The 21020-nt window shown below is 56.6% G+C and carries 19 protein-coding genes; 13 read left to right on the top strand and 6 right to left on the bottom strand.

The genetic code is table 11. The features are described from left to right. Nucleotides 1-35: 35 nt before the first annotated feature. The 5 genes from ACR0KN_RS14885 to ACR0KN_RS14865 are packed head-to-tail and all read left to right on the top strand — an operon-like array spanning nucleotide 36 to nucleotide 4233. Entirely contained in the window at nucleotides 36-1364 is a 1329-nt protein-coding gene (locus ACR0KN_RS14885; RefSeq protein WP_170542064.1) for an FAD-dependent oxidoreductase, read from the top strand. Next, nucleotides 1321-1857 carry a hypothetical protein gene (locus ACR0KN_RS14880; RefSeq protein ID WP_170542067.1) on the top strand — a complete coding sequence of 179 codons (537 nt, stop codon included), beginning with the start codon at nucleotides 1321-1323 and terminating at the stop codon, nucleotides 1855-1857. The genes ACR0KN_RS14885 and ACR0KN_RS14880 overlap by 44 nt, the downstream gene beginning before the upstream one ends. Then, the gene (locus ACR0KN_RS14875; protein ID WP_480654623.1) at nucleotides 1857-3080 is read left to right on the top strand and encodes an MFS transporter; all 1224 of its coding nucleotides are present in this window, start codon (nucleotides 1857-1859) and stop codon (nucleotides 3078-3080) included. Before ACR0KN_RS14880 ends, ACR0KN_RS14875 begins: the two co-directional genes overlap by 1 nt. Next, nucleotides 3077-3694, top strand: a complete 618-nt coding sequence (locus ACR0KN_RS14870) for a DUF3833 domain-containing protein (RefSeq protein WP_480654621.1) — start codon at nucleotides 3077-3079, stop codon at nucleotides 3692-3694. Before ACR0KN_RS14875 ends, ACR0KN_RS14870 begins: the two co-directional genes overlap by 4 nt. Then, the gene (locus ACR0KN_RS14865; RefSeq protein WP_480654619.1) at nucleotides 3691-4233 is read left to right on the top strand and encodes a DUF3833 domain-containing protein; all 543 of its coding nucleotides are present in this window, start codon (nucleotides 3691-3693) and stop codon (nucleotides 4231-4233) included. The genes ACR0KN_RS14870 and ACR0KN_RS14865 overlap by 4 nt, the downstream gene beginning before the upstream one ends. Before the next feature lie 35 nt (nucleotides 4234-4268). Here ACR0KN_RS14865 and ACR0KN_RS14860 read toward each other — a convergent pair whose 3' ends face one another. The 3 genes from ACR0KN_RS14860 to ACR0KN_RS14850 all read right to left on the bottom strand — a co-directional run bounded on the left by ACR0KN_RS14860 (nucleotide 4269) and on the right by ACR0KN_RS14850 (nucleotide 7220). Beyond that, complete coding sequence (locus ACR0KN_RS14860; protein ID WP_010438358.1) at nucleotides 4269-5057, bottom strand: ATP-binding cassette domain-containing protein; 789 nt, start codon at nucleotides 5055-5057, stop codon at nucleotides 4269-4271. 1 nt (nucleotide 5058) lies between these two features. Then, nucleotides 5059-6183, bottom strand: a complete 1125-nt coding sequence (locus ACR0KN_RS14855; RefSeq protein WP_010438354.1) for an ABC transporter permease — start codon at nucleotides 6181-6183, stop codon at nucleotides 5059-5061. Between the two features lie 86 nt (nucleotides 6184-6269). Beyond that, nucleotides 6270-7220 (bottom strand): sugar ABC transporter substrate-binding protein, encoded by a 951-nt coding sequence (locus ACR0KN_RS14850; RefSeq protein ID WP_029621694.1) that lies wholly within the window; start codon nucleotides 7218-7220, stop codon nucleotides 6270-6272. A gap of 188 nt (nucleotides 7221-7408) precedes the next feature. Here ACR0KN_RS14850 and ACR0KN_RS14845 point away from each other — a divergent pair, with 188 nt between their 5' ends. Then, nucleotides 7409-8407 (top strand): LacI family DNA-binding transcriptional regulator, encoded by a 999-nt coding sequence (locus ACR0KN_RS14845; protein WP_170703551.1) that lies wholly within the window; start codon nucleotides 7409-7411, stop codon nucleotides 8405-8407. Between the two features lie 2 nt (nucleotides 8408-8409). Here the strand turns inward: ACR0KN_RS14845 and ACR0KN_RS14840 are convergent, their stop codons facing one another. The 3 genes from ACR0KN_RS14840 to ACR0KN_RS14830 are packed head-to-tail and all read right to left on the bottom strand — an operon-like array spanning nucleotide 8410 to nucleotide 11573. After that, nucleotides 8410-9543, bottom strand: a complete 1134-nt coding sequence (locus ACR0KN_RS14840; RefSeq protein ID WP_319545610.1) for a Gfo/Idh/MocA family protein — start codon at nucleotides 9541-9543, stop codon at nucleotides 8410-8412. 13 nt (nucleotides 9544-9556) lie between these two features. Further along, nucleotides 9557-10450 (bottom strand): TIM barrel protein, encoded by an 894-nt coding sequence (locus ACR0KN_RS14835; RefSeq protein WP_170471485.1) that lies wholly within the window; start codon nucleotides 10448-10450, stop codon nucleotides 9557-9559. A 19-nt stretch (nucleotides 10451-10469) separates the two neighbouring features. Then, on the bottom strand, nucleotides 10470-11573 hold the full coding sequence (locus tag ACR0KN_RS14830; RefSeq protein WP_480654615.1) for a Gfo/Idh/MocA family protein: 1104 nt from the start codon (nucleotides 11571-11573) through the stop codon (nucleotides 10470-10472). A gap of 129 nt (nucleotides 11574-11702) precedes the next feature. Between ACR0KN_RS14830 and iolD the strand changes: the two genes are divergently transcribed. The 7 genes from iolD (at nucleotide 11703) to ACR0KN_RS14795 (ending at nucleotide 21013) form a co-directional block, all read left to right on the top strand. Further along, complete coding sequence (gene iolD / locus ACR0KN_RS14825) at nucleotides 11703-13571, top strand: 3D-(3,5/4)-trihydroxycyclohexane-1,2-dione acylhydrolase (decyclizing) (protein ID WP_480654613.1); 1869 nt, start codon at nucleotides 11703-11705, stop codon at nucleotides 13569-13571. Continuing rightward, nucleotides 13571-14410 carry a phytanoyl-CoA dioxygenase family protein gene (locus ACR0KN_RS14820; RefSeq protein ID WP_480654611.1) on the top strand — a complete coding sequence of 280 codons (840 nt, stop codon included), beginning with the start codon at nucleotides 13571-13573 and terminating at the stop codon, nucleotides 14408-14410. The genes iolD and ACR0KN_RS14820 overlap by 1 nt, the downstream gene beginning before the upstream one ends. Then, entirely contained in the window at nucleotides 14407-15384 is a 978-nt protein-coding gene (gene iolC / locus ACR0KN_RS14815) for a 5-dehydro-2-deoxygluconokinase (RefSeq protein ID WP_170471478.1), read from the top strand. Before ACR0KN_RS14820 ends, iolC begins: the two co-directional genes overlap by 4 nt. Nucleotides 15385-15396: 12 nt before the next feature. Further along, a complete protein-coding gene (locus tag ACR0KN_RS14810; protein ID WP_170542102.1) occupies nucleotides 15397-16254 on the top strand; it encodes a 5-deoxy-glucuronate isomerase in 858 nt (285 codons plus the stop codon). Next, nucleotides 16251-17081: a class II fructose-bisphosphate aldolase gene (locus ACR0KN_RS14805; RefSeq protein WP_480654609.1), complete on the top strand. Its 831-nt coding sequence runs from the start codon at nucleotides 16251-16253 to the stop codon at nucleotides 17079-17081. The genes ACR0KN_RS14810 and ACR0KN_RS14805 overlap by 4 nt, the downstream gene beginning before the upstream one ends. 1 nt (nucleotide 17082) lies before the next feature. Continuing rightward, the gene (gene iolG / locus ACR0KN_RS14800) at nucleotides 17083-18072 is read left to right on the top strand and encodes an inositol 2-dehydrogenase (RefSeq protein WP_480654607.1); all 990 of its coding nucleotides are present in this window, start codon (nucleotides 17083-17085) and stop codon (nucleotides 18070-18072) included. Between the two features lie 1255 nt (nucleotides 18073-19327). Continuing rightward, the gene (locus ACR0KN_RS14795; protein WP_170471469.1) at nucleotides 19328-21013 is read left to right on the top strand and encodes a tryptophan halogenase family protein; all 1686 of its coding nucleotides are present in this window, start codon (nucleotides 19328-19330) and stop codon (nucleotides 21011-21013) included. Nucleotides 21014-21020: the final 7 nt, after the last annotated feature.

Genomic DNA, 21020 nt, shown 5'->3' with positions numbered 1-21020 from the left:
GTATCCTATTGTAAAAGCCGAATAACGAGGATGGAATGTTCGACGAAACCCGGTGCGTACGCAAGAAAATCGCAGTTATTGGTGCAGGCATTTCAGGTCTCTCCGCAGCTTATTACCTTTCTGAAAACCACGATGTCACTGTATTCGAGGCTGAACCTCGACTTGGTGGCCATGCCCGTACGGTAATGGCCGGTAAGAATGGTGATCAGCCGGTCGATACCGGTTTTATCGTCTTTAACTACGTCACCTACCCTTATCTGACGCGATTATTCGATGAATTGAACGTGCCCGTCACAAAAAGCGAAATGAGCTTTGGCGCCACCATCGACAATGGCCGCATCGAATACGGGCTGAACAACCTGCGCACACTGACGGCGCAGAAACGCAATCTTGCGCGTCCAGCCTATTACAAGATGATCGCCGACATCCTGCGCTTTGGAAAAGAAGCTCCCGAAGCCGCGCAGGACGATGACACCACGATCGGAGAACTGGTGGATCAGCTGCGCCTCGGCCACTGGTTTCGGCACAATTACCTGATGCCGATGTGCGGCGCGATCTGGTCAACACCGGTTGAGTTTGTCGATCAATTCCCCGCCCGCTCTTTGGTCCAGTTCTTCCGCAACCATGCTCTGCTGGCTTCCGGCCGCGCCAATCAGCATCAGTGGTACACCGTGAAAGGCGGCAGCATCGAATATGTCCGTCGGATCGAGGCAGCTTTGCGCAAGCGAGGCAGCGATATTCGTCTAGCTTCACCCGTACAAGGGATTGAACGGCATGATCTGGGCGTCACCGTACATGCAGGTGGCGAGACTGATTTGTTTGATGAGATCATTATGGCCACCCATTCAGACCAGTCCCTCGCCATTTTAGGTGATGCGGCGACAAAGGCGGAAAAACATGCTCTCGGTGCGATCAAGTATCAGCCGAACAAAGCCATTCTTCACTGTGATCCCCGCCAGATGCCACGGCGGCGTGCCTGCTGGTCCAGTTGGACCTACCGGTCACAAAAAGGCAATGTTGGGGTCACATATTGGATGAACCGGCTACAGAACATCCCCGACAGTGATCCGCTGTTCGTGACCTTGAACGCCGCATCAGACATTCCTGCCGACAAAATCTATGACGAGGTCGAATTCGCACACCCGGTATTCGACAAAGCCGCCTTGCGCGCTCAAGGGCAGATTCGTCAGATTCAGGGACAGAACCGAACCTGGTTTGCTGGTGCCTATAACCGGCATGGCTTTCACGAAGACGGGATCGCCAGTGCCATGCACGTGGTTGAGCGCATAACTGGCACCCCGCAGATAATCGGAGCTGACAATGATATCTCTGAAAAAGAAATCGCCGTTCCTGCCTCAGCCTAAACTCGCCGCGACACTGGTGTCGCTGGTGCTGTTAGCCCCCGGAGGACTGGCAGCGTCACCCGTTTTTGGTGCCCTAAACGATGCTGAGTTACGCGGCTCAGCGACGTTCCGCTATTTGGGATTCCCGATATACGATGCGCAGCTGTTCACCCCAGGCGGCACGCCTCTGAACTGGAGCCAGGATTTCGGGCTTGAACTGCGCTATCGCCGAAACCTGTCCAAAAAGGCTCTGGTGAACTCCACATTGGACGAGATGAAGCGGATCGGACGCGCCGCCCCCGTGCGCAGCCAACTTGAGGTCTGTTTCGACGCCGTCAGCAAAGGCGATCGCTATCTTGCAATATCGCAAGGGCCAAACAAGGTTGGGTTCTGGCTGAACGGGCGCAAAGTTTGCACCATGTCCTATCCGGGCATCAAACGCAGCTTCATGTCGATCTTTTTGGGCGACAACACCCGGTCGGCATCATTCACCCGGACATTGCGAGGCAACTGATGCTGTATCCGCGGGTCAGCCTCTACGCGTTGATGCTGGCTGCGGCGGGTATTCCGCTTTACATCCATCTTCCGCGGTTTGCGGCCGTAAATCTTGGTATAGGGCTAAGTGTGATCGGGACCGTTCTGCTGGTCATCCGGCTAGTCGATCTGGTGCAGGACCCGCTGATCGGCTGGGCGATTGATCGCTGGCCGGGCGGGCAAACCCTGTTCGCCACGGTCGCTGCGCTGGGTCTGGCGGTCGGGTTTCCATTACTTTTCGGACTGCCGGAAGGGGCCAGTATCCCTGTATTAGTGTCGATTTTGATCCTTTTGTTTTCAGCCTACAGCCTCGGAACCATCCTGCTCTACGGACGCAGCGCAACGCTTGCAAAACAGGCCAACCCGAAAGAGTTAATGACTCTGGCTGCCTTCCGAGAGGGTGGGCAACTGACCGGCGTGATAATCGCCGCCGCTGCACCCGCCCTGTTCGTAGCCGTTGGTGCTGGTGCACAAGGATATCCGGCCTTTGGTGTGTTCCTGGGAATTCTGGCGGTCGTGACATTGGCCGTGACATTGCCAATGTGGCGACGCACTCCAATCACTGGGCACGGGCTGTCCTTCGCGGGCCTTGGGCAGGCGGGGGCTTTACGTCTACTCGCTCTGGCGTTGGTGAACAGCCTACCCGTTGCGATCACCTCAACCCTGTTCCTGTTCTTTGTCGAAGACCGACTGCAACTGCCAGGCAAAGCGGGGCCTTTATTGATCTTGTTTTTCCTCAGCGCGGGACTCAGCGTGCCGTTCTGGGCAAAGCTCAGCAACCGAATTGGCCCGAAACAGACTCTGATGATTGCCATGCCGCTGGCCATTCTCGGTTTTGTCGGGGCCGCGCTTCTGGCCCCCGGTAATCTGGCCGGTTTCGCGATCATCTGCTTCGCATCCGGCGCGGCACTTGGGGCAGATATGGTTGTCCTGCCAGCCATGTTCTCGGTCGTTCTAACCCGCGCCGGGTTGAACGCGTCAGCCGCGTTCGGCATCTGGTCCTTCGCAGGCAAGCTTGGGCTCGCGCTGGCTGCCTTTTTCACTCTGCCGCTGCTTGAACGCAGCGGCTTCACCCCCGGACAGGCAAATTCGGCTGAGGCTTTGAACACACTTACCCTCGCCTATGCTGTCCTGCCCTGCATTCTTAAACTTGGAGCGTTTGGCTTGGTCCTGACGCTCCCGACAGAGGTCTCTGCCAAATGAAAACGCTCCTGTTCTGTCTTCTCGCCATATTTGCGGTGTTCGCTGTGAAGAACCGTTTCCTCAGCTTCCGATCGCAATCACCATCCGACTACAGCGGGACCGGGCCTGAGTTTTCGCTGAAGAAGAACCTGAATGGAGAGATCCTATCGGAAGGGCTGATCTATGGCCCGAACGGCAAGATGTCGAACAGCTTTGTTGCGCGAATGTTCGGCGAATGGGAGGGTAACACCGGCACGTTGTCCGAGTATTTCACTTATTCCAATGGCAAACATATGACCCGCAAATGGTATCTGACGCTAGGCACCGGGAACACCTTCACCGCCACGGCCGATGATATTGTGGGCGAGGGCAAAGGGGTGATCTCGGGCGCAACCGTCAAGCTGACCTATCGCATCATCCTGCCCGAAGATGCGGGCGGGCACACACTGGATGTGACGGACTGGATGTACCTGACTGAAAATGGGGTGATCATGAACCGTTCCGAAATGCGCAAATTCGGGATCAAGGTTGCCGAGTTGGTCGCCACGATGCGCCCGGCCCCCGAGGTCAAGTCGACCCATCTGCATGGCGCAAATGTGCATGATTCAGACTCTGATCTGCGGATTTTGCAATGATCACCCGCCGCACTCTTGTTGCGATCGTCGCCCTCGCGGGGCTGGCGACGCTTGCCGCCTGCGCGGGTAAACCCCGCGTCCCTAACACGTTCCTGTCAGACCGCCAGTTGAACCTTGAGGAATTCTTTGAAGGTAAGACCGTCGCCTACGGCCAGTTTCAGGATTTGCTGGGCAACGTCCCTCGTCGCTTCGCGGTCGATATCGACGGCAAGTGGGACGGTGAGACCCTGACGCTTGTTGAGGATTTCGTCTACGACGATGGCGCCACCGAGCAACGGATTTGGACACTGACCAAAACCGGCGAAGACACTTGGACCGGCACCGCGCCCGGTGTGCTGGGCACTGCCAACGGGGTTGAGCGAGGCGATACGTTCAACTGGAAATACAAAATCGATCTACCGATTAAAGACGGCACCATGCGGGTCAATTTCGATGACTGGATGTGGCTCTTGTCCGATGACCGGCTGCTGAACCGAGCCTATGTCTCACGTTATGGTGTGAGGTTGGGTGAGGTCATTCTGTTCTTTGAGAAAAAGTAGCGACCCCGCCAGTCAGCCAGCGGGGTGTAATATGCTCAAACCGTTCCGCCCAGACTGCCTTCCAGCTCGACCATCTCCTGGCCACCGGCCATCAGGTCCTGCAGTTCTTCAGGGGTAATCTGACCACGCTGCGCAGTACCTAGCGTCTGGCCACGGTTTAGGACCGTGAAACGGTCACCCACCGCCAATGCATGACGAACGTTATGGGTGATGAAGACAACGGCAATACCTTGCTTGCGCACTTTGTCGATCGTCGCCAGCACGTTGGCCGTTTGGCGCACACCAAGGGCCGAAGTCGGTTCGTCCAAGATCAACACCTTAGCCCCGAAATGCACAGCACGCGCAATGGCAACAGTTTGGCGTTCACCACCCGATAACGTGCCAACCGCTTGATCGGGTCCACGTAGGTTGATGCCCATCTTCTTCATTTCTTCCATCGTGACCTTGTTGGCATAGTCATGATCGAAAAGCTGGATAGGACCGACCTTCTTGACCGGCTCGTTGCCCATGAAGAAATTGCGAGAAACCGACATCAGAGGGATCATCGCCAGATGCTGGTGGACTGTCGCGATCCCGGCTTCTATTGCATCGCGCGGGTCCGCGAAATGCATGGGGTGGCCTTCAAACAGAATCTCGCCATGCGTGGGCTGGTGTACCCCGGACATAGTCTTGATGAAGGTCGACTTACCCGCGCCGTTATCGCCAAGAAGACAATGACATTCACCGGGGAACACATCCACCGAGACACCTGCCAGTGCGATCACGCTGCCGAAGTGCTTTTCGATGTTCTTCATCTGGATGATGGGTGCATGTTCCGGATTCATATCAACGCTCCCCTGTGATGATGCGGCGAATATAGGTATTAAGGATCACGGCCCCCAGCAGGATCACCCCCAAGAACACCCGGAACAGTGAGCTTTCGACTCCGGCAAAGAACAAGCCCTGCTGCACGACGCCAAAGATCAACGCGCCAAGTGCTGCGCCCAGAACCGAACCGTAGCCTCCGGTCAGAAGCGCACCACCGATGACCACTGCAATGATTGCTTCGAACTCTTTCAGCAGACCCCGATCGGCACCAGCAGATCCGAACTCCATGACCTGACAGACGGCGAAGATCGTGGCGCAGAAGGCGGTGAACATGAACATCAGGATTTTGACCCGGTTCACGGGAACACCCGAGTTACGGGCCGCCTCAGCATCACCACCCGACGCGAAAATCCAGTTTCCGAATTTGGTTTTGGTCAGCAACACATGGCCAAAGATGATCAACACGATCGCCCAGACAATCAGCATCGGAACCCCATCCACGACGGGCTGACCCTGACGCGTGCCACGTTCGAACACGGCGATGATCCCGGCGTCCCCCATCCACTGAAAGAAACCTTGCAGGATTTTGCCGCCAAAGATTGGCGCCAGCCAATCACCCTCGGCCGCGTCCTTTACACCACCAATGATGGTTTTGCGTTCGATCACCTGTGGCAGGAAGATTGTGAAACCACGCAGGATAAACAAGAAGGCCAGGGTGACAATGAAGCTGGGAAGCCCAGTACGGATCACGATCCAACCATTCAGCGCCCCAATTGCCAATGCCATGGCGAAGGTAACGATGATGGCCATCCAGACCGGCCAGGCCAGTGTGACCGAAAAGATTGCGATCATCATCCCTGAAAAGCCGATCATCGAACCGACCGACAGGTCAAACTCACCGGCGATCATCAGAAGACAAGCACCCACGGCGATGATCATGAACTGCGCTGATACAACCGACCAGTTCATCATGCCCTGTGCGTTAAACATTCCGCTGTCGAAAGCAAACAGCAGGAAAAAGGTGAACACAGCGACCGTGCCGACCATCCCGCCAAGTTCTGGCCGGATCAGCGCCTTGCGCAGCGGAGAAATCTCTTTGATCCGTTCGTCGGTTACAGCCGTATTTTGAGCAGACTCGCTCATAAGAACGCCCCTCCGAGTTATGCAGTGATTTTGCGTCTGAAAGTCAAAACGGGCACCCCATGCTCAGGGTGCCCGCGTTTAAAGAATTAGCGGTACTCGCCAGCGAATTCTTCGATTTTGCTCAGACCGTCTGCAGTTACGAAACCGGGGCCCGAGTTGATGTTGTTGCCTGGCAGAACGCCGTAGCGGTGGTAGTTTGCCATGACAACAACCGGCAGATATGCCTGCAGGAAGGGTTGCTGGTCGATACCCCACTGGATCACGCCGGACTTGATGCCTTTGACGATTTCACCACCCAAATCGAAGGTGCCGAAATAGATGTCACCAGCCATGCCGTTTTCTTCCAGCGCCAGGATGGTCGGATCAGCCGAGGTCGGGCCAAGCGTCAGCACGGCATCCGTATCCGGATTCGCCGATAGATAGGCCAGCACGCGGTTTTTGATTTCGGCAGGGTCCTGACCGGCGTCAATCATCTGATCGCCCAGTTCGATCCCCAGACCGTCTGCAAAACCCTGGCAGCGTTCCTGGCTGGAGGGTTGCACGATATAGTGGTTCACGCATAGGAATGAGCCGATTCCGTCGCCTTTGGCCCGCTGGCCTGCGGCGAATCCGGCGTCATATTCGGGCTGACCAACATACATCAGCGCGCCAACTTCACGCGCTTGATCCGGGGTGCCGGTATTCATGATGATCACGTCTACACCCGAATCCACGGCCGATTTGATTGGACCACTCAACACGTCATAGTCCGCCAGCGTGGTAATGATCCCATTCGGTCCCGAGGCCGCGGCCTGATCGATGATCCGCGCCATATCGGCAAGGTCGCCGGTAGGCGGGTTGCGATATTCAACCTCGACACCCATCTGGTCGCCCGCAAGCGCGATACCATTCTTGATGGTATTCCACCAGCTGTCGCTGTCAGGGGCGTGGCTAACCAGAATGTATTTCTCACCCTCAGCCGCAGCGCTCGTGGCTGCGATCAAAGGCGTCGCTGCGACGACAGCGGCCAGTGCCAGCTTCTTCGTCAGTGAAGTCATAATGTCCTCCCAAAACATATCGTTTTCCCGGAACGAGGTTTTTTCTCCGAACCTCTCCGACTCGATTTAGAACATATCTGATATCTTTTTGCAACCGGTTGCAAAACATATTGGAAGTGTTTCATACTGTATCTGCCAGAGAATACGGGTAAAAGGGCTGCTAAAAACTTAGAAAGGTCAGGCGGAATATGGCTGTCACATTGAAAGAGGTTGCAGAACGCGCGGGGGTTTCCCGGTCCGCTGTGTCGCGCACTTTCACCGATGGAGCCTCGGTTTCCGACAAAATGCGTCGCAAGGTTGAGAAGGCCGCGCGTGAGCTGGGATACAGCCCAAACGCCCTGGCATCCTCGCTGACAACAGGACGTACAAAACTGATCGGACTGGTCTCGAACAACTTTCACAACCCTATTTTTCTTGAAGTCTTCGACCTTTTTACCCGCGGCCTGCAGGACCGCGGCCTGCGCCCGTTGCTGGTGAACCTAACCGATGAGGTAGATCCGGCAAACTCGGTTCGTATGCTGCGGCAGTATTCGGTTGATGGCGTCGTGGTGGCATCCTCGACGCTGCCACCTGGTTTTGCCAAAGCGTTTCGCGATGCAGGTGTACCCGTGGTTCACAGTTTCGGCAGGTCCTCTTCGTCACCCCAGGTTCATGTTGTGGGCATCGACAACGTGGAATGCGGGCGCATGGCGGCGCGCGAACTTGTTGCACGCGGATATGGAAAGGTGGCCTTCCTTGGCGGACCCGAAGCCGCAACTTCTACACAAGATCGCCATGCGGGCTTCATGTCAGAAATGTCGCTGCACCCTCAGATCACTGTGACCTGCTCATTTGCCGAGGCCTACTCATTCGACGCAGGTCGTCAGGAAATGCTGAGCCTTTTGAAATCTGAACGGGCTGATGCCTATTTTTGCGGTGATGACGTATTGTCCATCGGGGTGTTGTCCGCGATTCTGGATAGCGGCCTAAACGTGCCCGAGGATATCGGCATCATTGGCTTGAACGACATGGAAATGGCGCGGTGGGAGAATATCGACCTCACCACGATCCATCAGCCAATCCGCCAGATCGTCAGTTCCTCGATCGAGTTGATGGTGGCGACCCTGAACGAGCCTGACCGATACCCTGAAGCGCGCATCTTTCCCTGCTCGGTGGTGGAACGGGGCACGTTGCGCCCCGTCCCTTAAAATTATCGGAACATCGGTGGGCGCGCATCCATCCATGCACTGCCCTGTTTTGCCGACTCGACTGCAGTATGCACCGCTGCCATCGACCGAACGCCGTCTGCAGCATTAGGCAGACCGTCACGGGTTTCTCCAGATATGGCATCCGCCAGATCGCAATAGATATTCGCAACAGCCAGAGGGAACCCTTCGGGATGCGCAATAGCCACGCGGCTTAGGCGCTGAGCCTCTTCGTGCAAACCGCCCTCACCTTTTTCGATGATCTGCATGCGACCGCCAACAGGCGTATAGATCAACTGGTTTGGCTGCTCGGACGCCCAGCGCAAGCCGCCTGTTTCCCCAAACACCTGAATGTCAAACCCGTGCTGCCGACCGATGGCGACAGACGACGTCCAAAGCCGACCGACCGCGCCTTTTTGCGTCCTGAAATTGACCATGGCGTCATCTTCCAGTTCGCGGCTACCAATGGTGGATGCGAAATCCGCCGACAGAGTCTCAACCTCATCATCGGCGATAAAACCAGCCATATGCATTGCATGGATTCCACAATCGGCGAACTGCCCGGACACGCCCGCCATCGCCGGATCATAGCGCCAGCGGACGCGCGGATTGTCGGCATCAGTGGCATCCCCATGATGGCCATGGCTGAAATTAGTGACGACAAGACGGACCTTTCCAATCTCACCGGCGCGCACCATCGCACGGGCCTGACGCACCATCGGATAGGCCGAATAGCAATAGTTTACCGCGCAAATCTTGCCGGATTTCTCGGCAACTTTGACGATCTCTTCGCCCTCCTCCACGGTCATGGTCATGGGTTTTTCGCAAAGCACATTGAATCCGGCCTCAAGGAATGCCTTGGTGATCTCAAAATGCGTGGCATTGGGCGTGGCCACGGTGACCAGATCGATCCGGTCTTCGCGTCCGCGCTCACCTGCCAACATCTCGGTCCAATCGCCATAGGCACGGTCTGCCGCGATGCCCAACCTTTGCGCGTATTCGCGACCAACATCGGGCCGGTGATCCAGCGCCCCAGCAGCGAATTCGAAATGCCCGTCCGCCAGCGCGCCCAAGCGGTGCGCCGGTCCGATCTGGCTGCCTTCGCCGCCGCCAATCATGCCCCATTTCAGCTTGGTCATCGTCTTGGCCTCCTCAATTGAAACCAATGGATTCGAGGTATTCGCGGTTCTTCCGCGCGTCGCCGACTGGATCAGGATCGAGTGTAGGATCGCAGTCCTGTTCAACCGTGCACCACCCGGTGAAGCCTGCATCCAGCAGCACCTGACGGACCGACGGGAAGTCCACGTCGCCTTCACCCAGATTGCAGAAAATCCCCTGCCCGCAGGCATCGTAAAAGCCCGTCCGGTTGGCAATGACATCCGCCTTCACGGTTGGCGAAATATCCTTGAAGTGCATATACGAGATCCGATCAACGTAGCGCTGCATGAAGCCAACCGGATCAAACCCGGCATAAGAATGATGCCCGGTGTCGAAGCAGATTTTCAGAAGGTTCTCATCGACTTCATCCAGCAATCGAATGAGTTCCGGCTCAAAGTCCATGAAACCTGCCGCATGGGCGTGCATGCCCACCGTCAGCCCGTATTCTTCCGCGCCAATGCGTGCGCTTTCGGCGATCCGGTCGCGATATGCCGTCCACTCGGCCTTATCCATCTGCTCGGCTTCATCGGCGCGACCTGCGGTTGGTGCGCGACGGGGTGAGATCGCATCGATCAACACCAGATGCTGCGCCCCATGCGCCTTCAACGCGCGGGCGGTACGATGAGTGGCATCCAGCACATCCTCCCACGCGTTGGGGTCATGATAGTTGCGGAACACCACGCCCCCGATCAATTCCAGATCATGCTCGGCAAGCGCATCGGCCAGAACTGCTGGGTCTTCAGGCATAAAGCCCACTGGGCCCAGTTCGATGCCCTTGTACCCAGCCTCGGCACAGTCGCTGAGAACGGTTTTCCAATGCGGATTGCGCGGGTCCTGCGCGAATTCCACGCCCCAGGAACAGGGCGCATTACCAATTCTGATGCTCATCTTGTCTTGTCTCCGATGCTCAGAAATCTTCGATGTTTTTCCAGTTTTCATCCGCCGACGACGCCAGCGCCGCAGCAACGATCCGGTTGACCTCATGCCCGTCACGGAAGGTCGGCCAAACCGGCTTGCCTGTCTCGATCGCGCGTAGGAAATCACGCGCTTCGATGATGATCTGATCCTGATAGCCCGTGCCATGGCCAGGGCCCTGACAGAACGGCTCATAGTCTGGATGGGCGGGGCCGGTCAGGATTTTGCGGAAGCCGCGTTCGGACTCGGGGCCTTCCATGCGGTAGAGCCACAAAGCGTTCTGATCCTCCTGATCAAACCGGATCGCACCCTTGGTGCCGCTGATCTCGTAGGCGTATCCCATCTTGCGCCCGGTCGCGATGCGGCTGAAATACATCGATCCCATCGGTCCATTCGCGAAGCGTACCATCATCTGGGCGTGATCGTCGTTATCCACTTCACCACCCGGGCGGGTTTTATGAACCGTTTCGACCTCGGCCATCACGCGCTCGATTGGCCCAATTAGGGCTAGCGCCGCGTTTATCATGTGTGGCGCCAGATCGCCCATCGTCCCGTTGGACATTCCAGATGTGCGCCAGGTCGCCGGTGCCTGCGGGTCGGCATAAAAATCTTCGGTATGCTCACCGCGAAACCATGTGACGTCACCGATCTCACCATTGGCGATCAACTGACGGGCATGTTGGCTGGCGGGTGTGCGTATATAGTTGAATCCGACCATGTTGGTCAAACCTGAGGCCTCAGCCGCAGCCACCATGGCATCGCCATCTTCCATCGATGCACCCAGGGGTTTCTCGCATAAAACCGGCTTACCCAGCGCAAAGGCTGCCAGAGCAACCTCGCGATGCGTTTCCTGAGGGGTAGCGATCACGACCGCCTCGACCTTTGGATCGCTCACAAGCTCGCGCCAGCTATCTGTCGAACGCGCGAATCCATAAGACTGACGATAACGCTCAGCACTTTCTTGAGATGATGCGCACACCATCTCAAGTCGCGGGCGCAAAGCGGTGTTGAACACTGCCCCGACTGAAGACATGGCGACCGCATGGGCCTTACCCATATACCCGCCGCCCAGAATGCCAATGCCGATATCTGCCATTCCGACGCCCTCCTCCGCTTTTTCTTGAAAACCATTTGCAACCGGTTGCAAAACTTGTATCGTGAGAATAGGACTCTCGCAAGCTGCATTCGGCATTGCACCTCAATTTTCCTAAAGGAGCCCGCAGACATGTCCGCGCAACATGACACTGTTTACCTGACAACGGCGCAGGCGATCATTCGCTGGCTGTCGAACCAATTTATCGAGATCGACGGACAGGAATATCGTTTATGTGGCGGGGGTTTCGGGATTTTCGGCCATGGCAACGTGACCTGCCTGGGAGAGGCCCTGAATACCGTGCGGGATGAGTTGCCACTCTATCGTGGGCAGAATGAACAGAGCATGGGATTCGCGGCCGCAGGCTATGCCAAACAATGGCTGCGTCAGCGATTCATGTTCTGCACCGCCAGCGCGGGGCCCGGCACTGCGAATCTGCTGACCGCAGCCGGACTGGCCCATGCCAATCGCTTGCCGATGCTGATGCTGTGCGGGGATACATTCATCACCCGCTTGCCTGACCCGGTTCTGCAGCAGATGGAAAACTACTATGACCCGACCTTCGGCGTGAACGACGCCTTCAAGCCGGTCAGCCGCTATTGGGATCGCATCACGCATCCGGCACAGGTCATTCAATCTCTGCCCGCCGCCATTGCGACGATGCTGGACCCGGGCGATTGCGGGCCTGCTTTCCTCGGGTTGCCGCAAGACGTGCAGGGTTGGACCTATGACTACCCGGTGAAGTTCTTTGAAAAGAAAGTCCACCGCATTCGTCGCCAATCGCCCGATGCGGATGAGATCGCTGATGCGGTTGCCGCGCTGGCAGGCGCGAAACGCCCGATGATCATCGCAGGTGGCGGCGTTCAGTATTCCAAAGCAGTCGCCGAACTGACTGAGCTTGCCGAGAAGCACCAGATCCCGGTCGTCGAAACCATCGCAGGTCGCGCCAACATGCTGGCAACCCATCCGCTGAATATCGGCCCGATTGGCGTGACGGGTTCAGACAGTGCCAATGCGATTGCAGAAAAGGCCGATGTGATCGTCGCAGTCGGCACGCGGCTACAGGATTTCACAACCGGATCGTGGACCGCCTTTGACAAGGACGCTCAGTTCATCTCGATCAACGCAGCGCGGCATGATGCGGGCAAGCATATGTCGTTGCCGGTCGTGGGGGATGCCAAGCTGTCAATTCAGGCTCTAACACAGGCGGTTGATTACACTGCGCCATCCGATTGGGTATCCCTGGCACAGGACGAACGGCACAAGTGGGATGCCTATGTGGCCGAGAATGTCTCCTACGGAAACCGTCCGAATTCCTACGCTCAAGCCATCGGCGTCGTGAACGAACTGTGCGACACGCGCGACCGTGTGGTTGCCGCTGCCGGGGGATTGCCCGCCGAGGTTACAGCCAACTGGCGCACTTTGGATATCGGTACAGTCGATGTCGAGTTCGGCTTTTCCTGCATGGGCTATGAGATCGCAGGCGCCTGGGGTGCGCGCATTGCCCAATCCGAGCGCGAGCCTGAGAAAGACACCATCACCTTCTGCGGTGACGGCTCGTACATGATGTTGAATTCAGACATCTATTCCTCGGTCCTGAGCCGTAAAAAGATGATTGTTCTGGTGCTGGACAATGGCGGCTTTGCAGTCATCAACAAGCTTCAGAACAACACAGGCAACGAAAGCTTCAACAATCTGCTGGAAGATTGCCCGACCATCCCGGAACCCTTCGGGGTTGATTTCACGGCCCATGCCACCTCGATGGGAGCGACGGCCGAGAAGGTGGCGAACCCAGCGGAGCTGGCCGAGGCATTCAAACGCGCCAAAGCCAGCGACAAGACCTACGTGATCGTGATGGATGTGGACGCCTATGAAGGTTGGACAACCGAAGGCCATGCCTGGTGGGAGGTTGGAACCCCTCATACCTCGGCCGATGAAAACGTGCGCAATGCCCATGTTGAATGGGAAACCACTCGTGAAAAGCAGCGTAAGGGTATCTGATGAAACGGTTTACAGCAGAGACAGCCGATCCTGACGTCGTCGTTGATGAGTTGCTGAATGGCGGCGGAGCGGTTGCCATATCAGGCCTGTTCACACGCGAGGAAATCGCTGAGGCCCGCGCGATCGTCATGGAGCATTCCGAGGCGGCGGCCGAGAAAGTGACCCACTTTCAAGGTGCTGCGGAAGAGGATGGCAAACTGAACCTGCAGCGACGGGTTTGGAATCTGTTGGCGAAGGGTGAGGTGTTTTCCCGCATGGCGGCGCATCCGGTTTTGATGAAGATCCTCCGCAAGTTTCTGGGGACCGAGTTCATCATGGGCTCGATCGCTGCCAATCGCATCCTACCAGGCGGTCCGGGGCAAGAGCCGCATGTCGATTATCCCTATTGGGATTTTCACAGCCCCGAAACGCATCCCATGGGTCTGAATGGGTCATTTCCGATGAACGCGCAGGTCTCGGTTTTGCTGGACCCGTTCACTAAGGAAAGCGGCGCGACCGGCTATGTACCCGGATCGCAGAAAGAGCTGCGGTATCCCACACCTGAAGACAAGTTCTTCGACAAATGCGAGCAGATGACCGGTGAGCCCGGTGATGTCGCTCTGTTCTATGGCGTGACGTGGCATTGCGCGATGCCGAACAAAGCGGATCACGACCGCAGCGCGATCCTGATCCAGTATCTGCCCAAATGGGTCAAGCCGATGGAAGATATGCCTGCTGCGCTGCCACAGGACTTCCTTGATCAGGCAAGCCCGGATATGCGGCAGTTGCTGGGTCTGAACTATCCCTACCCCGAGGTGCTTGATGCAGCGCGGGCAGGCAATACCGAGGGACGCACGTGACTCTGATCGAAGGTATAAAAGGTAACCGCTTTGCCGTGTTCGGCAGGGCCGGAATGGACATGTTTGCGGATCGGGTCGGAACCAAAAGCGAAGACGCAAATGTGTTTCGCGCCGATCTGGGCGGATCGAGCGCCAATATCTGCGCCGGACTGGTGAAGCTGGGATCGCAAGCGGCGCTGGTCACCTCGGTCTCTGATGATGCTGTGGGGCGGTTCTGCGTAAACCGGCTGCGGGATTATGGCGTGGAAACGCGATATGTCCGTGCTGTGGGTGGCGAGGCACGTACGTCCTTGGCTGTCTACGAAAGCTGCATCGAAGATTTCCAGAACGTTATCTACCGCAACGGTGCCGCTGATTTCCAAGTGACCGATGCGGATATGGATGAGGTCGACTATAGCGCTTTCTCGGCCCTGATCACGGCGGGCACGGTGTTTGCGGCGGAACCTTCACGCTCGGCTACGTTCCGCGCGTTTGAAAATGCGCGCGCTGCAGGATTGCCGGTAATCTTCGACATCGATTATCGCCCCTATAGCTGGCCATCGCCCGAAGTGGCATCAGAAGTTCTGACCCGCGCAGGTAACGAAAGTGATCTGATCGTCGGAAATGACGAGGAGTTCGGCTTTATGGCGGGCGGCATTGAAAAGGGATTGGACAAAGCTCGCGAACTGGCCGCCCACGGCAAGATGGTGGTCTACAAGATGGGCCATGAGGGGGCCATCACCCTGACCGACGGGCAAGAGATCCGCACCGGCATTTACCCGGTCACCGCCGTGAAACCCAATGGCGCAGGCGATAGCTTCTTGGCCGGTCTTCTCGCCTCGATCGCCGCGGGGCATGACTTGCGTGACGCGGTGCTGCGCGGCTCGGCCTGCGCGTCCATTGTCGTGTCGAAACCCGGTTGTGCCGGGGCCATGCCGACAACGCCCGAACTGGACGAATTTCTGGCCCGACACCCGGGCCCCACGGATACCTGAAAGGAGACGCAGATGCATATCGCGCCCCATGACAACCAGAACAAACCCATCGTCGACGCCGACAATGATCTGGTGCCGCTGAACTATTTCAACATCGTCAAACTGAAAAAGGGTGAAGTGTTCGAATACGCCGTGCCAGGCTATGAGACTTGCATTGTGCCTGCGACCGGCACTGTGGATGTGGATGTGGACGGCGCGATTTATACCAACCTCGGCAACCGCACCATCGACGTCTGGGATGGCGACCCCGAAGGTGTCTATGTACCCGTCGGCGCCAAAGTTCGTGTCACGTGCGTGACGGACGAGACCGAGACCTTCATCGCGGGCGCGAAGTTCGACCGCGTGCTTGAGCCTTTTGATGTCCGCGTGCCCGAGCTGGATCTGGTTCAATACGGTTCTGACGACACCAAAACGCACCGCAAGATCAAACACATTCTTGGCGCAAACCACCACGACAAGGTGGGTCGCCTGCTGGTGTCTGAACTTTTCACCGTGGGTCAAGGCGGTTGGTCTGGCTTTCCTAGCCACAAACACGACACCGACCGCAAAGGTGACGATGGCGAGATGATCGAAACCCGCCATGACGAGACCTACAATTTCCGCTTCCGGCCCGACTATGGCTCGGGCATCCAGATGCTCCAGCGTGAGGACAACAAGCCGGGCGATGCCTATCACATCATGGATGGTTCAACGATCATGATCGACAAAGGCTATCACCCTTGCGCGGTTCTGCCGGGGTACGAGATGTACTATTTCACCATCCTCGGCGGCCTCAGCCAGCGCTCGCTAAAACAGTACTTCCAACCGACGCATGCAGCCCAGCTGCACACCATCCCCGGAATCATGGATATGGTGGCCAAGTTCAAATGAGCCTTGTGACATTATCGGACGCGCTGCAACCCGCGCTGCGTGGCGGCTATGCCGTGGCCGGGCTGGTGACTTTGGGCTGGGAGGATATGCGCGCCTATGTGGCCGCCGCCGAAGCCGAAGGCGTGCCTATCATCCTGCAAGCCGGTCCATCCTGCCGCGAACACACGCCGCTGCCGGTTCTGGGCAAGATGTTTCGCCATTTGGCCGAGGGGGCAAGCGTACCTGTCGTGGCCCATCTGGATCACGGCTACACCCATGAAGACTGCCGCATCGCCATCGACAGTGGCTTCACCTCGGTCATGTTCGACGGCTCGCGCAAACCATTGGCGCAGAACATTGCCGAGACCGCAGCGATTGCCGAAATGGCGCATGCCGCCGGTGTTTCCTGCGAAGGAGAAATCGGCTTTGTTGGCTATTCCGGCGGCGAGGGCTCGGACGGCACCGATCCGGATGAGGCCGCACAATTCGCCCGCGAGACCGGCGTGGACGCGATGGCCATCTCGGTCGGCAACGTCCATCTACAGCAGAATAAAGAAGGTGGCTTGGACGAGGCCCGCATCCGCGCTATCGAAGCCGTTACCGAGATACCGCTGGTGATCCATGGCGGTTCGGGCGTGCCCGTCGCGCAGCGTACTGCTCTGGCGCGCGGGTCGAAAATCTGCAAATTCAACATTGGAACCGAATTGCGGATGGCCTTTGGGAATGCCCTGCGAACGGCCGTGAATGCCGATCCGGACAGGTTCGACCGCGTTCAAATACTGAAAGATACACACGAGCCGGTAGTCGAGGCGACCCGCCGGGTTCTGCAAGCATTCAAAGGGGCATGATATGCTGAATATCGGATTACTGGGCTGTGGTCGCATCGGCCAGGTCCACGCACGGTCCATCGGGCAGATCGACGGCGCGCGTGTCGCAGCCGTGGCGGACGCCTTCGAAGAGCCCGCGCAGATGCTGGCCGCCAAAACCAGCGCGATGGTTCTGTCGGCAGAAGAAATGATCGACAGCGCTGATGTCGACGCGGTGGTCATCGGCACCCCGACCGATACCCACTACGATCTGATCCACAAAGCCGCGAATGCTGGCAAAGCTATCTTCTGCGAAAAGCCAGTTGATATGTCCGCAAACCGCATCCGCGACTGCATCAAAGTTGTCGAAGCCACCGGCGTGCCCTTCATGACTGCCTTCAACCGCCGCTTTGATCCCAGCTTTGCCAATATCCAGTCCCGCATCGCCAACGGCGAAATCGGAAACGTCGAGATCGTCACCATCCTGTCCCGCGACCCCTCGCCGCCACCAATCAGCTATATCGAAAGCTCGGGTGGGCTGTTCCGCGATATGATGATCCACGATCTGGATATGGTGCGCTTCCTTCTGGGTGAAGAACCAATCAGCGTCTACGCGGTTGGCTCTTCGCTGGTCGACCCCGAGATCGGCAAGGCCGGAGATGTCGATACCGCTGCTGTCACCTTGACCACGGCGAGCGGCAAGATTTGCCAGATTTCAAACTCGCGCCGGGCAAGCTATGGCTATGATCAACGCATTGAAGTTCATGGTGAGAAGGGCATGTTGCGGGCTGAAAACATGCTGGAAAATGCGGTCGAGATTGCGACACCTGCCGGGTTTCAGAAAGCCCCCGCGCAACATTTCTTCCTTGAGCGATATGAAAGTGCCTATCGGGCAGAAATGGGACACTTCGTTGATGCGGTGTCTCGCGCATCCTCTCCCTCTCCGGGTATCGTTGACGGGTTACGGGCGCAGGAACTGGCAGATGCGGCAGACACTTCCTTGAAGCAGGGATCGGTTGTGAAGCTCGCGTAATGCCTCACACACTGAAATGAGGGATAAGGTACGACGCGCTGCACTCGTACCCCCTCAAGAAATCATCAGACATCCTCCAAGCGCGCCGTAACTGTTTAGTATCTGCGTGAGATGTCCGGAATGTGTCTGAAAGATTAAATTTTTCGGACGTTGGGAAAACCGATATACTTGGTTACTCGCTTCAAGCACGCGGCTCGCCTTGGGGCCAGTGTTGCGATCTTTTTCAGATACAGAGCCAATTTTTGCGGGATGAACGTTCGGGTGTGAAGGAGCTGCGAACGCAGCGGAACGAGAACAACTGTCTGTGACGGATGTTGGAGGCTGTCATGCTAGATAACGGGGCAATGAAGGTTCTTTCGACAAAAAAACTTAAGGCGATTTTTCGTCCTCCGTTGATCCAAGGACAATAGTCAGGCGTGTGAACTGAACGGCCTGTTTAGGTCAGTCTTCCAATACCAGATACAATACCGGGGTAGTGAAGTCCTTCGCGAGCAATAGCGGGAATTGGAGAATGAACGTCGCCAGTCCGACTATCCATTTGCCATTAGGTGATCGCCTGAAATCACCTTAAAGCGTCGTCTGGACATTCTGCCGTCTACGCCAATCTCAACCGTGCCACCCAGACTGCTTCTCCTGAGCAACTCAAGGGCTCCATTCAGCAAGCCTCGACCGGCCCTCTAAGCTACAGAAAGAAATGAGGATTGATGCTACATCCAGTCGGCCCGGATCAACGTGCTGAATCACGCCATAGGAGACCCGGCGCGGAACCAAAGCTGATCTCAAACTGCCTACAAGACCTTGAAGGGTTGGCCACTTTGGTTCCAATAGATTCAAATTACGGGTTCGTTGGGCGGCCCTTCTCGTGTTACAAGCTATTAGTTCATTGCTGTAATTCCGAAATATCAACTGGGAGACATGGCAAGCCTCAACAGTGGAGCTTGCAAATATGATCGGGCTAACAGCAGAATAATCCATGCTTGCAATTATCTCGCAAAACTTTGGGCGACTACGCTTGAATTTCCTAAGTGCAATCAAACAAAAATGAACGTCTCTTCACAAAAATATTATTAGGCATTTTAGGGATCTGGCACCGGATCAGCGGAAGTGCAGGTCGAACGAATTGCCATAGACTCTGGCTGTACGCAGGAAAGCTGTTATGTTTCCCCCAAGCCAACGGGGAACGCTTCCAAATATACATCAGTACAAAACAAGAAGCAGCCGCAATTTCCCCTCGAGCCAACAGGGACAAATAAACATGAATAATCGTTTGCGCAAAATCACCATCGTTGGGGGTGGTACGGCAGGTTGGATGACCGCGCTGATCTTGGACATGGTGTTTTCACGCACTTCGGCGCCTAAGGATCGTCCGCGTATTTGCCTGATCGAGAGCCCCAATATCTCAACCGTGGGCGTTGGGGAAGCGACTGTACCGCGTATGCCGGTCACGCTCCGCCAGGCGGGTATTGCCGAGAGGGATTTTTTCCGCGAAACCAACGCGTCATTCAAGCTGGGTGTGAAGTTCTGTAACTGGAACAACGACGCAAAGGGCAATCGCATTGATTATGTAAACCCGTTTGCGCATGGTCAATTGCTGGAAGGGTTGGAAGCAGCCGAGTATTTCCTACGATTTGGCAATGGCGATCGGGATTTTACGCAATCGATCTCGCCGCATGATGATCTTGCTCGCCTGTGCAAAGGGGCGCGGCCCTTAGGTGCGCCCGAATTCGAGCAGCGGTTTGGCTATGCCTATCATCTGGATGCCGTGAAATTTGCGGGTATGTTGACCAAAGTCTGCACCAAGCGTGGCGTTGAACATATTCAGGACGAAGTTCAATCGGTCGAGCTGGATGAACACGGTAACGTCAGTCATTTGATGTTAGAGCGCAAGGGCCGCCATGACATCGAGATGGTCATTGATTGCACCGGCTTCCGCGGGTTGATCATCAATCAGGCGCTGGGCGAGCCATTTATGGATTATTCCGAATACCTGCCCAACGATCGCGCCATGGCATTGCAGATCGAACATCCCGATCCGGAGAAGATCGAAAGCGTCACGCGGTCGACGGCGCTTGGTGCAGGTTGGACGTGGCGGGTGCCACTCTACAATCGCGTGGGCACGGGCTATGTGTATTCATCGGCGCATCGTACCGATGATCAAGCGGCGGATGAATATCTGGAGTGGCTGGGTGATAGCGGCAAGGGTCTGACTCCCCGCGTGATCCCGATGCGCGTCGGCCGCGTACGCAATGCATGGGTCAAGAACTGTCTTGCGATCGGTCTGTCCGGTGGCTTCATAGAACCGCTTGAAAGTACCGCAATCCATATGATCGATCATGCAATACGCTGGTTCGCTGAGCATTTGCCGACACGCGATATCGAGCCAGCGCTGCGCAATCGGTATAACCGTCAAATGAACAAGCTCTACGACGAAGTTCTAGATTTCATCTGTCTGCACTACCGATTGGGCAACCGCACCGATGATCAATACTGGATCGACGCCCGCACCGAGATGAAAATCCCGGATCGGTTGGCTGAGAACCTAGAGCTGTGGCAGCACCGTCTGCCGATGGAACACGATATCGAGTTTGCAACGCTGTTCAACTTCCGCGTTTATCAGACCGTCCTTTTGGGCAAGCAGGTTTATGATACCGGCTATGGCACGGGCATACGCGATCGCATTCGGCCGTTGAAGAAACCGATTTGGTTCCAGTGGTGGAAAGGTGCGAAAATGGACCTCGCGCAGATCCTCAAATCAATGCCAGATCACAAAACGTTGCTGCGCGATATCCGAGGAGAGCTGGAGAAACCCGCCTTTGGTAAAGCGGCTGTTGCGAAACCAACAGTCGCGATGCCGGGCACCGCTCCGGCTCCTGTGGTTGTGCAGAACATGCCGAACTTCGCCGAAATTCAAAGTGGCGCGAAGGACTTGCAGCTATTCTAGGGCAGTA

This window comes from Ruegeria sp. AP7 (assembly GCF_056539905.1).
Note: the sequence above shows the minus strand (reverse complement) of the source record. Positions and strands in the feature narration are given on the sequence as shown.

Coding starts and splice junctions, on each gene's coding strand:
- ACR0KN_RS14885 (WP_170542064.1), top strand. CDS start 36: ATGTTCGACGAAACCCGGTGCGTACGCAAGAAAATCGCAGTTATTGGT.
- ACR0KN_RS14880 (WP_170542067.1), top strand. CDS start 1,321: ATGATATCTCTGAAAAAGAAATCGCCGTTCCTGCCTCAGCCTAAACTC.
- ACR0KN_RS14875 (WP_480654623.1), top strand. CDS start 1,857: ATGCTGTATCCGCGGGTCAGCCTCTACGCGTTGATGCTGGCTGCGGCG.
- ACR0KN_RS14870 (WP_480654621.1), top strand. CDS start 3,077: ATGAAAACGCTCCTGTTCTGTCTTCTCGCCATATTTGCGGTGTTCGCT.
- ACR0KN_RS14865 (WP_480654619.1), top strand. CDS start 3,691: ATGATCACCCGCCGCACTCTTGTTGCGATCGTCGCCCTCGCGGGGCTG.
- ACR0KN_RS14860 (WP_010438358.1), bottom strand. CDS start 5,057: ATGAATCCGGAACATGCACCCATCATCCAGATGAAGAACATCGAAAAG.
- ACR0KN_RS14855 (WP_010438354.1), bottom strand. CDS start 6,183: ATGAGCGAGTCTGCTCAAAATACGGCTGTAACCGACGAACGGATCAAA.
- ACR0KN_RS14850 (WP_029621694.1), bottom strand. CDS start 7,220: ATGACTTCACTGACGAAGAAGCTGGCACTGGCCGCTGTCGTCGCAGCG.
- ACR0KN_RS14845 (WP_170703551.1), top strand. CDS start 7,409: ATGGCTGTCACATTGAAAGAGGTTGCAGAACGCGCGGGGGTTTCCCGG.
- ACR0KN_RS14840 (WP_319545610.1), bottom strand. CDS start 9,543: ATGACCAAGCTGAAATGGGGCATGATTGGCGGCGGCGAAGGCAGCCAG.
- ACR0KN_RS14835 (WP_170471485.1), bottom strand. CDS start 10,450: ATGAGCATCAGAATTGGTAATGCGCCCTGTTCCTGGGGCGTGGAATTC.
- ACR0KN_RS14830 (WP_480654615.1), bottom strand. CDS start 11,573: ATGGCAGATATCGGCATTGGCATTCTGGGCGGCGGGTATATGGGTAAG.
- iolD (WP_480654613.1), top strand. CDS start 11,703: ATGTCCGCGCAACATGACACTGTTTACCTGACAACGGCGCAGGCGATC.
- ACR0KN_RS14820 (WP_480654611.1), top strand. CDS start 13,571: ATGAAACGGTTTACAGCAGAGACAGCCGATCCTGACGTCGTCGTTGAT.
- ACR0KN_RS14810 (WP_170542102.1), top strand. CDS start 15,397: ATGCATATCGCGCCCCATGACAACCAGAACAAACCCATCGTCGACGCC.
- ACR0KN_RS14805 (WP_480654609.1), top strand. CDS start 16,251: ATGAGCCTTGTGACATTATCGGACGCGCTGCAACCCGCGCTGCGTGGC.
- iolG (WP_480654607.1), top strand. CDS start 17,083: ATGCTGAATATCGGATTACTGGGCTGTGGTCGCATCGGCCAGGTCCAC.
- ACR0KN_RS14795 (WP_170471469.1), top strand. CDS start 19,328: ATGAATAATCGTTTGCGCAAAATCACCATCGTTGGGGGTGGTACGGCA.